Annotated in this window: 9 protein-coding genes; 3 read left to right on the forward strand and 6 right to left on the reverse strand. The window is 34.0% G+C overall.

The annotated features are described in order from the left end of the window. Positions 1 to 98: 98 nt before the first annotated feature. The 4 genes from BB050_RS16700 to BB050_RS16715 form a co-directional block, all read right to left on the reverse strand. On the reverse strand, positions 99 to 1091 hold the full coding sequence (locus tag BB050_RS16700) for an FAD:protein FMN transferase (protein ID WP_066034360.1): 993 nt from the start codon (positions 1089 to 1091) through the stop codon (positions 99 to 101). A gap of 115 nt (positions 1092 to 1206) precedes the next feature. After that, a complete protein-coding gene (locus BB050_RS16705; RefSeq protein WP_066034361.1) occupies positions 1207 to 3390 on the reverse strand; it encodes a PepSY domain-containing protein in 2184 nt (727 codons plus the stop codon). Positions 3391 to 3522: 132 nt separating this feature from the next. Next, on the reverse strand, positions 3523 to 4005 hold the full coding sequence (locus BB050_RS16710; protein WP_066034362.1) for a DUF2271 domain-containing protein: 483 nt from the start codon (positions 4003 to 4005) through the stop codon (positions 3523 to 3525). A gap of 113 nt (positions 4006 to 4118) precedes the next feature. Beyond that, positions 4119 to 5609, reverse strand: a complete 1491-nt coding sequence (locus BB050_RS16715; RefSeq protein ID WP_066034363.1) for an ankyrin repeat domain-containing protein — start codon at positions 5607 to 5609, stop codon at positions 4119 to 4121. Between the two features lie 738 nt (positions 5610 to 6347). Between BB050_RS16715 and BB050_RS16720 the strand changes: the two genes are divergently transcribed. The 3 genes from BB050_RS16720 to BB050_RS16730 all read left to right on the forward strand — a co-directional run bounded on the left by BB050_RS16720 (position 6348) and on the right by BB050_RS16730 (position 10949). Beyond that, entirely contained in the window at positions 6348 to 7322 is a 975-nt protein-coding gene (locus tag BB050_RS16720) for a ribonucleotide-diphosphate reductase subunit beta (protein ID WP_066034364.1), read from the forward strand. Positions 7323 to 7338: 16 nt separating this feature from the next. Next, positions 7339 to 9033 (forward strand): ribonucleoside-diphosphate reductase subunit alpha, encoded by a 1695-nt coding sequence (locus BB050_RS16725; protein WP_066034365.1) that lies wholly within the window; start codon positions 7339 to 7341, stop codon positions 9031 to 9033. Positions 9034 to 9344: 311 nt separating this feature from the next. Beyond that, a complete protein-coding gene (locus BB050_RS16730) occupies positions 9345 to 10949 on the forward strand; it encodes a Na+/H+ antiporter (RefSeq protein WP_008467399.1) in 1605 nt (534 codons plus the stop codon). Positions 10950 to 11025: 76 nt separating this feature from the next. Here BB050_RS16730 and BB050_RS16735 read toward each other — a convergent pair whose 3' ends face one another. Then, a complete protein-coding gene (locus tag BB050_RS16735) occupies positions 11026 to 12798 on the reverse strand; it encodes a MutS-related protein (protein ID WP_066034366.1) in 1773 nt (590 codons plus the stop codon). A gap of 60 nt (positions 12799 to 12858) precedes the next feature. Then, a complete protein-coding gene (locus tag BB050_RS16740) occupies positions 12859 to 13692 on the reverse strand; it encodes a universal stress protein (protein ID WP_066034367.1) in 834 nt (277 codons plus the stop codon). Between the last annotated feature and the right edge of the window lie 144 nt (positions 13693 to 13836).

Consider the following 13836-nt stretch of genomic DNA (forward strand, 5'->3'; position numbering starts at 1 on the left):
AATAATCTCGTAATGCCAATAACTATCGGTAGCTAAGAGTAAAAGCTTATTTATGAATTGCCTCCAGCTTTAGCTGGAAGTAATTCATAAATCACGATTCATAACTTATAAGGAAAGTTTTTAGACTTTACAATTTTCCCTTTATCCGTAATCAGAATACAGCTGTAATCGGGAAATTTCTGAAGTAGAAGCAAACCTTCTTTCTGACCTAAAACCATCATCGAAGTGCTTAATCCGTTAGCGGTTTCTGCATTTGGGCCAAAGACAGTTACACTACATAACCCAGTGGCAGGATAACCCGTTGCTGGATTTATAATATGCGAATAACGTTTTCCGTTAAAAACAACAAACTTCTCATAACTGCCCGAGGTTGTGACAGCACCTTCTTTAAGCGGAATTGCGACCAAAATCTTTTCAGGTTTAAACGGATTTGTAATTCCGATTTTCCAGTCTTTTCCATTGGGTTGTTTTCCCCAAGTGCTCATATCTCCAGAACCATTTATAATTCCAGCTTGAACGCCTTTTGCAATCATCATGGCGCGGCATTTATCAGTTGCGTAACCTTCTCCCAAAGCGCCAAAACCAATTTTCATCCCTTTCAATTTCAAGAAAATGGTCGATTCTGTACTGTCTAAGATAATGTTTTTATAGCCCACTTTTTCAACCGATTTTTTTATGGCGTCCCCCGAAGGCATTTCGGTCATCGAGCCGTCAAATTTCCAGATTCGATCCATTGCCGCAAAACTGATGTCAAAACCGCCATTGGTAATTTCAGAAAGTTTGATGGCTCTTTTAGTCAATTCAAATACTTCGCGATCCACTTTTACAGGTTTTATTCCAGCATTCTGATTGACTTCAGAAACCTGAGAAGTTGGTTTCCAATCGGAGATTAGATTTTCAATTCGTGTAATTTCAGCAATAACTTCATCTATATTTTTTTCTGCTGAGATAGAATCTTTGTCTACAATCGAAATATCAAAACGTCCTCCCATCAAAAGCGTAGTTCTTTTTCGCAATACCTGTGAATGTGCAGACAAACAGCAAGCAATTAGAAAAAACAATGAAATTTTATATGAGAATAGTTTATGCATAAAAATTTAGTCAAAAGTCAAAAGTCAAAAGTCAAAAGTCAAAAGTTGAAAATTAGAAATCAAAAATCAAGAATCAGAAATCTAAAATCTAAAATCTAAAATCTAAAATCAACAATCAATAACAGTCCGTCACAAATTGTTTATTGGCTTTGTATTCAGAGAGTGTTTTTAATCCTTTTGATAAACATAATTCACTTAGAACATTTTCTACATCTTTTTGCATTGCAAGAGAACCGCAAATCATAATGACACCATCTTTTTTCAATACATTCACGAAGAAATTAGCATCTCTTTTAATCAAATCCATTACATAAATATGCTCTGCTTCGCGAGATAATGCAATATGGAAATTTTCCAGATGTTCTTTCTGTATCATGATCGCAGAAAACTTTTTATAAGCCATTAGTGTTGGCGTTTCCATTCTGAATCCGCTGTAGAGATGAAGCTCTTGTTTTGTTTTATTCTGTTCAATCATACCTAAGAAAGGAGCAATTCCAGTTCCGTTAGAAATAAAAGCCACTTTTGGAGCTTTTTTTGGAAGATGAAAAGCAGGATTTTTAATAATCTGAGCTTTAATTACATTTCCAGGTTCTAAAGCATTCAAAAATCCAGAACCCAATCCGTTTGGATGCAATTTTACAACTAGCTGAATATTGCCAGAATGATTTCCGATAGAGTAGAGGCGTTCTCTAGAATCATTGGCAGGATAAATTGCCAGTAAATCGCCTGAGCTAAATTTAGTTCTGGCATTAGATTTTAAAGTCAGGATAAAAGTATGTTCGGTTTCAGAAATTGGTGTTTTATCCAAAACCATAAATTTTTGTAAACCTTTTGGAACGTGGTTATATAATGACGGAGTTGTCGCCAACGGAATTCCCGTTTTTTCGCTCCATAATTTTACCCATTCTACAAATTCAACAGCAGATTTATCATTTACAGTTTTCAGATCTAAATAGCGGTCTGCCCACTTTTGTTTTCCTAAAAGCTGATCTATTTCAATAGCAAACTGGCAAAAATCTGGATATGATTTTGAACCAAAACCAACGACAGAGAAATTAATATTCTGCTCTTGATTTTGTTTTTCTAGTAATGTTTTGAATTGCGTTCCGTTTGAAGGCGCATCTCCCAAACCGTGAGTTGAAGTAAAAACGATAATATGTTCTGCTTTCGGATAAACTGAAAATTTATTCAATTCGCTTACAAAAACCTTTTGGCCATGATCAATTAATTGTTTCTGAATGGCATTGGCAAATCGGAAAGTGCTTCCATTTTCTGAGCCTACCAAAATAATAAAAGTACTTTCTTCAGCTTTATATTTATTTTTAATTCGGCTTGACCTTCTTTTTAAAGTAATAGCAAAACCTGAATAAATAAAGAATAAAATATTAATGCAGGCAATTGCCAAAATAACAGCCCAAATTCCGTTAATTCTTCCTGTATGAAGATCAAGACTTAATGCTGCAAATTGCGCCGTCATTGGCGAACGTTTTTCAGAAATTACAGCTCCTGTAACCTGATTTACTTCAATTTCTCGGTCTTTCAATTCAATGATGTAATATTCTTCAGGATCATCTGTAAAAGGAAATTCGATTTTCTTTACATCAGATAATAAAGTGGTAGTGAAAATTGAAACTGTTTTTGCTTTTTCTGAAAGTTCTGCTTTTACAGGTTTTGCTTTTTCTTCGCCCATAAAAAAGTTGAATCTTTCCAACGATAAATAAGTTCCCGTTAGTGCAATAATTAAAATCGGAATTAAAGCCAATCTTCCTAAAAGTACATGATAATATTGAGCGAAATATTCTTTTATTATTTTAGAAAAGAAATTTCGAATGCCACGCTGTCTTTTTAAAACCAGCACAAAACCCGAAATGGAAATTAGCAATAAGCAAAAAGAGATTACACCCACAAAAAAACGACCTGCTTCATGAAGAAATAGCGAACGATGCAAACTCGTTATCCAGTTTATGAATTCGGATTTCTTTGCAGGAGTTCCTAGTGCCTTTCCCGTTTTGGGATCAATGTATGCTTTAACGTCGTTTCCGTCTGCATCAATTGCCTGAAGTGTTACAAATTGATTGTAATCTACACTCAATTCTGTGATTTCTGGATATGCTTTCTTTAGAATTGGCAACGTTTCGCCCAGAGTTATTTCATTAAAATTTTCAGCTTTATACGGAACTGTTTTTTCCTGAATCGCATCGATCGCTAGAATAATTCCGGTTACCGAAGCCAAAAGCAAAAAAATAGAAGAAAATAAGGCTAGAGCCAAGTGTGCGTAACGCCAGAAAGAAAGAGTCATGGAGTGTATTCTATTATAAAAACGTTTAAAGCTTTGCCAAAGTTTACAACAATGACAAAGCTCAGATTTTAATTCTAAGCACAAAAATAAAATTTGTGCCCATTATAAGGTTAAAAAATAATGTGCTAAAGATTATATTTTGTTTAATCTTACATATTTAATGTAGCCTTTACCATCTGTTTTTTCAGCCAAACCTTCAGTTGTAAGCGGCACTTCAAGATCGCTTACATAGTATTTCTGATCTTCTACAGCCGATTCAAAACGCAATTTATACCCTTTATTGATTTTAGAATTTTCTATTTCGATTGTCGTTACACTGCGATCTCCGCCAGTCACAGAAGCACCTGTTTTAGCACTTATGTCTTCGTTTTTCTTAGAATGGAATTTATTCCATTCTTTTAATGATTTGTACCATTTTTTGTCATCGCCCATTACATAAAGCGTTTTTTCGTATTCACCAGCCGAATTGACTAAAGAAACGACAATATAAGCACCTTCTCCCATGTAGTTATTCATTTGAAGCATAACCTTGTATTTGCTAGATTGTGCCTGAGATTGGAAAGAAACTAAAAAGATAAAAGCGCTTGTAAGAGCAATTTTTAATATTGATTTCATGAAAATAAGTTATGAATTATGAATTATAGGTTATGAGTATTGCGTTTTGAATTATTTATGAGCTTCATTTTTAACTCATAATTTATAACTCAAAACTCATAACGATCTAAAAGTTATTTTAAAAACTCAACAGAGATATTATTTTTGGTAAGTACTTCGTTTTCTTTAGCCAAAGCGTAAGCCGTTTCGTCAAATTCTGTGCTGATGTCTTTTTTAGCTCCTGCAGAAACTAAATATTTTAAAATAGCATCATCTTTAGAAGTCATTGCCGCTCTGTGTAAAGCTGTTAAGCCGTCTTTATTTTTAGCATTAATGTCTACTTTTAAATCGGTAATTTTTTTAAGAATCGAAACATCATTTTTAGTAATGGCTAAATGATATAAAGTGTTTCCATCTTTTTGAGGAGCTGCTAAGTCCAAACCTTTATCTTGAAGTAATTTTGCCTTAGCATCAAAAGGATCTATTGCAGCTTTTTCTCTTCCTGCCGGGCGATAAGATTGTACTAAATAAACGCCTAAGTTGTTTCCGTCTTTGTCTTTTACATTTACATCAGCACCTTTGTCCAAAAGTAAATTTACAGCTTCTGGAGATCCGTTTCTAACAGCAAAAGTCAAAGCCGATTCTCCTTTCAGATTCTGAGCATTGATGTTTTTAACTTTTGGAAGGAAAAGTTCTAAAACTCCCGTTTCTCTTGCAGATGCAGCAGCCATTAATGGAGTATTTCCTTCTTTGTCGGCTTTGTTTAGATCAACTCCTTTTGCTAAGAAATATTGAATAATCTCTGTCTGATTTGGTTTTCCAGCCAAAATATGCAATACGTTTTGTCCTGCTTTGTTTTGAGCTGTAGCCTTAATTTTTACTTCTTCAACCAAATATTTATAAGTTTCAAGAGTATTTGTCTCTCTTCGGCTTCCTTGTGCAGCAAATAAAAGAGCGGTGTCTGTTGGTTTAATTCCTTTTTCTAAAAGTTTTTTCAGAAGAGCAATATTTCCAGATCTCGCGGCATAAGAGAAAGCTGTGTTTCCATCATTATCAACATCCTTTAAAGACATTCCTTTAGTAGAAAAATATTCTGCAGCTTTTAAATCTTTGTCAGAGGCTATAGCTAAAAGCAAAAGGTTTGCACCATTAGCATATTTTTTCGTCGGATTAAGACCAGCTTTAAAAAAAGAATCATACAGAGCCGGATTTGATTGTCCGTTTGAAGCAGCAAAATCAGCAGGAGCTGTTCCGTGGCTATCTTCAAAATTTACATCAGAACCTTTGTCTATTAAATATTGTACCAATTCGGCATTGCCTCTATAAGCAGCCCAATGCAGATAAATACGATTGTCGTGAGTTAATTTTGTGACTGAGTTTCCAGGCTGTTCAACTAAGAATTTGATAGTTGCAAAAGGAGCATCGTTATTAATCGCTAATGTCGTAACATCAAATGCATTGGCATTGGCTTCAGCTGGATTATTTTCTTTAGCGATTTCTGCCTGAACCGTTTCAACAGTTGGTGAAGTTTTCCAGAAAGCTGCGTCTAAAAGCGAGTTTTTTTGCTGAGCACTAACAAACAATGAAGCAGCAAATGCAAAAGAAACAAAAAGGCTCTTTTTCATATTTGGATAATTTATAGTTATTGAATTGTACAAGATCAATTTATTTTTGAGAATATTTTCACTCTATTTAGAATAAATAAAAATAAAAGCAAATGTAAAAATTAATATTCTTAATGCAAGAATAATTTACAGTAAAAAAGATTTACGATTGAGTTTTATTAATACTCAAGGATCGTAAAAGTAAAAGTAGGTTTTTGCAATCTTTTTTCTTTAAAGCGTAAACGCAATCATATTTATTGCCGTTCTGATATTTTTAGGCAGCATTCTGTGTATGATTACTTTTTTTATAGCCTGTTTTAGTGATAAGTATTTGTAATAAAGGTGATTGTGTTTTTTGCCGAATAATAGTTATTTAGAATAATTATTAATAAATAGCGTTTTTTTCAATTGGAATTGTCTTTCAAATTTCTATTTCCAAAATGAGAATGTTGATAACTGTTTTGGTTTCCAACCCCGAAAAACTCAATTTTTCATGTTGATAACCCCACCTTAATTTTAGGGAAAATGCTAGTTCATTGCGAATTACAGATTAAGATTTTCATGTTGATAAAATTTATAAAATCACAAATTTTTGAAGTTTTAAAACTGTTGATAATTGGACAGATTTTTAACATCTAAAACTAGACAAAAGAATAACTGTGGGCTAAATTTGTAATTATAGAAATCACGCTAATACCACTCCCCAACTTGAGCGCTCGCATTCCTATCTCAAAATAGTCACTTAAAACTCTATATATTATGTCAATTTTCGATAAAAGAATCAATTATAAACCTTTTGAATATCCTGAGGTTCTGCAATTTACCGAAGCGATTAATAAAGCTTACTGGGTACACACTGAAGTAGATTTTACTGCCGATACGCAAGACTTTCATGCACATTTAAATCTGGCTGAAAAAACAGCGATCAAAAATAGTTTGTTGGCAATCGCGCAGATTGAGGTAGCTGTAAAAAGTTTTTGGGGTAATATATATGAGCATTTTCCAAAACCAGAATTCAACGGTTTAGGAACTACTTTTGCAGAATGTGAGTTTAGACATTCAGAAGCGTATTCCCGTTTGCTGGAAGTTTTAGGCTATAATGACGAATTCGAAAAATTATTGGATGTTCCTGTAATACGCAGACGTGTAGATTATCTTTCAAATGTGCTGAAAGACACTAAATCTCAGGACAACAGAAAATATATGGTTTCTTTGATTCTGTTCAGTATTTTAATTGAAAACGTTTCATTATTCAGTCAGTTTGCCATTTTGTTGTCATTTACCAGATTCAAAGGATATATGAAAAACGTGAGCAATATTATTGCTTGGACTTCAATCGATGAGCAGATTCATGCCAATGGAGGAATTTATATCATCAATAAAATCCGTGAAGAATTCCCAGAATATTTTGATTCAGAAACTCTGGAATTGGTAAGAGAAACAGTTAAAGAATCAATTGGCGTTGAAGCTGATATTTTAGACTGGATTTTCGAGAATGGTGCTGTTGAGACCATAAACAAAGAAGATTTGGTAAACTTCATGAAATTTAGAATTGACGAGAGCTTGAAACAAATCAATATCGAAACTATTTTTAATGTTTCTCCAGAAGAATATTCAAAAATGACCTGGTTTGAAGAAGAGGTTTTTGCAAACAGTCTAGATGATTTCTTTGCGAAACGTCCTGTAGAATATACAAAACACGATAAGAGCATCACAGCAAACGATCTTTTCTAATACAAGCCCATTATATATGAATACAATAGACACAAACCCAGCAAATAATTTTGAACCACAAAACGACAGTAAAATGTGGTGGAAAAATTCTGAAAGTGAACAGATTTTAAACCGCGGTTATCTTTTAAAAGGAGAAACTGTAGAAGGAGCAATTGATAGAATTTGTACAGCTGCGGCTAGAAGACTGTACAAACCTGAGTTGAAAGAATCTTTCATGGAAATGATCGAAAGAGGCTGGATGAGTATTAGTTCGCCAGTTTGGGCCAATATGGGAACTGAAAGAGGTTTGCCAATTTCTTGTTTTAATGTGCACGTTCCTGATAAAATTGAAGGCATCACTCATAAATTAGGTGAGGTGATCATGCAGACCAAAATTGGAGGTGGAACTTCTGGTTATTTTGGCGAATTGCGCGAACGTGGAAGCGCTGTAACGGATAACGGAAAAAGTAGTGGGGCAGTTAGCTTTATGAAACTTTTTGATACAGCAATGGACACCATTTCGCAAGGCGGAGTTCGTCGCGGTGCGTTTGCTGCTTATTTAGATGTAGACCACCCAGATATAGAAGAATTTTTAAAAATCAAAAGTATTGGAAATCCAATTCAGAATTTATTTACCGGAATTTGCGTACCAGATTATTGGATGCAGGAAATGATTGATGGAGATGTTGACAAAAGACAAATTTGGGCAAAAGTATTAGAAAGCCGTCAGCAGAAAGGATTGCCTTATATCTTTTTTAGTGATAACGTAAATAAAAGTAAACCGCAAGTTTATAAGGATCAAAATCTTCGCATTAATGCAAGTAATTTATGCAGTGAGATTATGCTTCCGTCAACTCAAGACGAATCATTTATCTGTTGTTTGTCTTCAATGAATTTAGAATTGTATGAAGAATGGAAAGATACTGAAGCGGTTAAACTGGCGATCTTTTTCTTGGATGCCGTTTTACAGGAATTTATAGAAAAAACAGAAGGCAATTATTATCTTGCTGCAGCTAATAAATTTGCTAAAAGACACCGTGCGCTTGGTTTAGGCGTTTTAGGATGGCATTCTTATTTGCAGAAAAACATGATTCCGTTTGAAGGTTTGGAAGCTAAAATGAAAACCACTGAAATTTTCAAACATATAAGTGATAAAGCCGATAAAGCAACGCAGGAATTGGCTAGAATTTATGGTGAACCAGAATTGTTAAAGGGCTACGGCAGACGTAATACCACTACAATGGCAATTGCGCCGACAACCTCTTCTTCAGCAATTTTAGGACAGACTTCACCAGGTATTGAGCCTTTCAGCAGCAACTATTACAAGGCCGGATTGAGCAAAGGAAATTTCATGCGTAAAAATAAATACCTGAAAAAATTGCTTGAAGAAAAAGGTTTGGATAATGAGGAAATATGGAGAGGAATTATGCTAAATGGCGGAAGTGTGCAGCATATTTCACAGCTTTCTCAGACCGAAAAAGATGTATTTAAAACATTCAAAGAAATAAGCCAGTTGGAGATTGTACAGCAAGCGGCAATTCGCCAGAAATTTGTTGACCAAGGGCAGAGTTTAAATCTTAATATTCCAGCCGAACTTCCAATTAAAGAGGTAAATCGCTTAATGATTGAAGCTTGGCAGTTAGGAATCAAAAGTTTGTATTACCAAAGAAGCCAAAGTGTTTCTAAAGAATTGGTTACAAGTCTTGTTTCTTGCAGCAGTTGTGAATCATAAAAATCAAAAGCCGAATCTTAATTAAGATTCGGCTTTTTTAATGCGTCTAAAAGTTTCAAGCAGATTTTACAGATTTAAGCGGATTTTTAAGTAGATCCAAATTGCACTAACGGACTTAATTCTGTACTTATCATATTTTTTTTTGTTGAAATAATAGAAAGCAAATCTAAAGCGGTTTAAAAGTAAAAAGTTTGATATAAGTCAATAAATTGAAGTTCTATTTTTTTAATCTTAATCTAATTTAGTTGTTATAAAATCTTAATTTAGTGGCCAAATTCCATATACCAAAAATCAATAAATACCGCGAATAAATGGAGAATATTACCGTAATCATCATGCTGCTTTTCGGTGTAGCTTTTCTTAGTCTTGTTAGTAAAAGATATAATTTTCCGATACCAATTGTTTTGGTTTTGTGCGGTGTTGTGATTAGTATTTTTCCTGGACTTCCCGTAATTGCTTTGAGTCCAGAAATCGTATTTATTATATTCTTACCGCCGCTTTTGTATCACGCCGCGTGGCACACCAGTTGGTCCGACTTTAAGCAATCGATTCGGCCTATAACTTTTGCTGCTGTTGGTTTGGTCTTTTTTACTACAGGTTTAGTTGCTGTATTTGCGCACTGGCTTATTGATGATATGTCTTGGCCGTTAGCTTTTTTGCTTGGCGCTATTGTTTCGCCTCCTGATGCAGTTTCGGCAACAGCCATTACAAAAGGTTTGGGGCTTAATCCGAGATTAATAGCAATTTTAGAAGGAGAAAGTTTGGTGAACGATGCTAGTGGTCTTGTAGCCTATAAGTATGCCCTTACGGCAATTACAGCAGGAAATTTTGTTCTATGGCAAGCGGGATTAAATTTTGTTTTAATGTCGGCTCTCGGTATAGCTATAGGTCTGACTGTTGGTTACATTATGTTTTATATTCATAAAAGATTTGTTTGCGATGATATTATTGAGGTGACATTGACATTATTAACGCCATTTGCTTCGTATCTGCTTGCAGAGCATTTTGAAGGCTCAGGAGTTTTGGCTGTAGTAACAACAGGTCTTTTTCTGGCGGCGAGATCAGGAACAATCTTTTCTCACGAAAGCCGAATTATGACCAATACCATTTGGGATGTCTTAAATAATATTCTGAACGGCTTGATTTTTATTTTAATCGGACTTCAATTGAGACAGATTATTGCGGGAATTAGCAATTATTCTGGCAATTCTTTATTTATCTGGGGCGCTGTTATAAGTATCGTAGTGATTTTGGTGCGTTTCTTATGGGTTGTTCCTGCAACGATGATTCCGAGAATGATTAGTAAAAGGATTCGTGAAAAAGAAGCTTTTGATTATCGAAACATGATCATTTTTGGCTGGTCAGGAATGCGTGGAGTCGTTTCTATGGCTGCTGCGTTGGCGCTTCCGCTAATGTTGAATAAAACAGAAGCATTTCCGCTTCGAAATTTAATTATATACTTAGTTTTTTGTGTTATTCTGTCGACTTTAGTTATACAAGGTCTTACGCTTCCATGGTTGATTAAAAAGCTGAAAATTGAGCGTTATTCAATACTTGCAGAAGAATATAATGTTCGAAATGTAATTGTTTCAGAAACTATTGCCCATATAGAAGATAATTTCTCGTTGCTGAATGACGAACTGTTGCATAACATTAAAAGTAAATATGAGGTAAAGTTCAACCGACTTCAAAAGACTGAACTTCCTGCTAACTTCTTTGGAAACGGAAAACTTCTTGGGGGCGAAATTTTTAATGATTTCACTAAAATTCAAATCGATTTGCTGAATGTAGAACGAGCCAAATTAGAATCAATGCATAAATCAGGTTCTGTAAACGAAGAAATCTTCCGCAAAATAGAAAAAGAATTGGATTTGGAAGAAACTCGTTTGTGGATGGAAATGTACGAAGAAAATTAATTGTTAATGGTGAATGGTAAATTGTAAATGATTTTGTTCCTAAAGAAAATAAGAATTAACAATTCACCATTTACAATTAAATAACTCCCATTTTCTGCATTAGGAAAGTTGCGCTTTTGTTTTTGCAGATTCCGTTTCGTAGTTTATAATCGAAATGTAAATCGTTGTTTTGAATTTCAACTTCAAAACATTGATTGGTTAAAATTTCGGGATAGTCATTTGTAGTCAGACAAACTTCAATGTCGTGAGTTGCAATGGCTCCGATGGCTTTTTTAGAAATTATCTTTTTCACTACTTCAATTGTTCCATTTCTTTTATCGTCGGAGTTTGTACCTCTTAAAATCTCGTCCAATAAAACAAATGCAGGCTGATTTTCAAGTGCATCCATAATCTGTTTTAAACGTTTAATTTCGGCAAAGAAATAAGACTCACTATCCGATAAAGAGTCAGATAATCGCATTGAAACCAATACTGGAAGTGGATGTACTTTAGCTTTAGAAGCACACACAACTGAGCCAATTCCGGTAAGCACCATATTGATGCCTAAACTTCTCAAAAACGTACTTTTTCCAGACATATTAGACCCGGTCAAAATCACAAAAGATTGTGGAAAAAATTGAGTGTCATTTCCAATTCTTGTTGCTGGATTGAGTAAAGGGTGGCTTAGATTTGTAAATTCGATTTTATATTCTGAATTGATTTCAGGAAACACAAAATCTTCATTATTGTAAGCGAGATTGGCTAAACTGTTTAAAGCTTCGATTTCGCCAATTATGGCAATCCAATGATTCATTTCTGAAGCATAATCTTCTTTCCATTTTAATAATGCTTTTAAAACATGCAGATTGAATAAGAATGTTCCGTTGAATAAAATAGCTGTCACAAAATTGCTTATGGTGTCCATTCTCGAAAACAACTCAGAAAGCTGTTTTAAATGCTGGCTCGCTTTTGCATTTTTAAAATTTAACTGTTCCTGTAAATGAAGTAGCTTTTTGGACTGGAAAGATTCTTTTTCAATTTTTTCAATCAATAAACTGTATTGCTTTACGATTTTATCGATGTTGTCTGCTTTTGCTATTTCCGATTGAATTCTTTTCAGAGATCTTCCTAAAACTATCAAATTAGCGATAAAAACATACGTTAAATATGAAAGTAAAATCGTTTTAGACGTAATGAAATAAGCTGTCAAGAATCCAAAAAACGTTACAGGAAGAATAATTGACAATGCAATTAAAACTTTCGGAAGTGAATTGTTTTTAAAAGAAGTCCAGTGTTTTATCGCTTCATAAGATTGTTTGGAATCTTCGCCTATGATTGCCAAAGCCTGAAATTCTTGCCTCCAATCGATTTTGCTTTTTAATTCCTTTACAGCTTCTTGATTTTCTAGAATTTCTCTCTGAGGAAGGGTATTTAGCAACAATTCAGCAAGTGTTTTTTTTCCGATAAAGGAAGCTGTTCGGTTTAGGTTTTGAAATAAAGAATGATCTCCAAAAATATCTAGATCGTAAGCGTATGGATGATGAAAATCGATAAACTCGGCTCCATTTTCAAAAGGTGTTTTTTCTCTTTTTAAGAAAGCAATTTCATTCTGATTGATTTTTAGCAATGTTTTTGCCAACAATTTTTGAAATGACAATCGCGAATGTATTCTCATTAAAACAATAAAACCAGCAAAAGATAAAACAGCTAGAATGACATAAAGTATTTGATCTGTTTTGATGTAGTAAAACATAAAAAACAAGAAAAGAGCAATACTTAATAGCCTCAATAGGCTTAGGCTGTTGTATTTTTTGTTGGTCTTATTATAGAGTTCTGTGTATTTTGCAACGTTGTCTGGATATGCTTTCATTCTATTATTTTGCTTGAATACAAATATAGCTTTTAAGTCATAAAATCATCAACATTGTTATTAATCTTCGTGCATAACCAAAATCGGAATAGGAACTTCCTTGGCTATTTTTTTTGAAAAGCTAGAATCGAAAAGGCTCTCAAAGAAAGAGCGTTTGTGCGTTATAGTCGTTAGAATATCAATGTCTTTATACAGCACAAAATCAAGAATGGTTTCTTTTACATCATCACTTGGCAGAACTAAAAATTCAACATTTTCTCCAGCGAATTCTTTTTCAAATTCTTTTCGTGTTTCTTCGGAAACATCAGAATTCGATGTCTTTACATATAAACTTTTAACCTTGGCGTCAGTCTTTTTTGCAATCTTCAAGACTTTTTTCAGTTCTTTTTTGTCTTTCTCTCTGTAACGTGTGGTAAAACCTATTGTTTTGACCTTTTTGTATTTAGCATCAATAGGAATACATAAAACGGGCACTTCAACCCCTGAAATCACAGATTCAGTATTAGATCCCGTGAAGAATTTCGTCCAATCAGAAACGCTGTTCGTTCCCATAATGACAAAATCGATGTTATCTTCTTCAACTGCGTTTTTTAGATTATAAATAAGGTCACCATCCATTAGGCGGTGTTTGATCACAATATCTTCTAAATTACGTTCAGCGGCAATAGTTCTTAGTTTCGGAATTTCATCCTTAAACATTTCAAATTTTGCTAGTTCGATGGAACTGTATATAGAAGCATAATTCTCTGGAAAGAATTGGCTGTCGTAAACAGGAATCTCGAATGTATGAAGTAAGATTAATTCGGCGTTTACCACTTTAGCAAATTCTAAAGCATGGACAAATGCATTGGTAGCAGCATCAGAGAAATCGGTTGGGAATAATATCTTTTTCATAGTACGTAAGATTAAGGTTTGTCTCTCAAATTTACTCATTCTGCAAAGAAAACAACCTGATATTTATCAGTATTTTAACAATTAATAATTTATTAATCTTAATTAGTTTGAAGATTTTCTTGTTTGCATGCAGCTGTATTAACA

The organism is Flavobacterium anhuiense, from assembly GCF_001705175.1.
GTDB classification, from domain to species: Bacteria; Bacteroidota; Bacteroidia; order Flavobacteriales; family Flavobacteriaceae; genus Flavobacterium; species Flavobacterium anhuiense.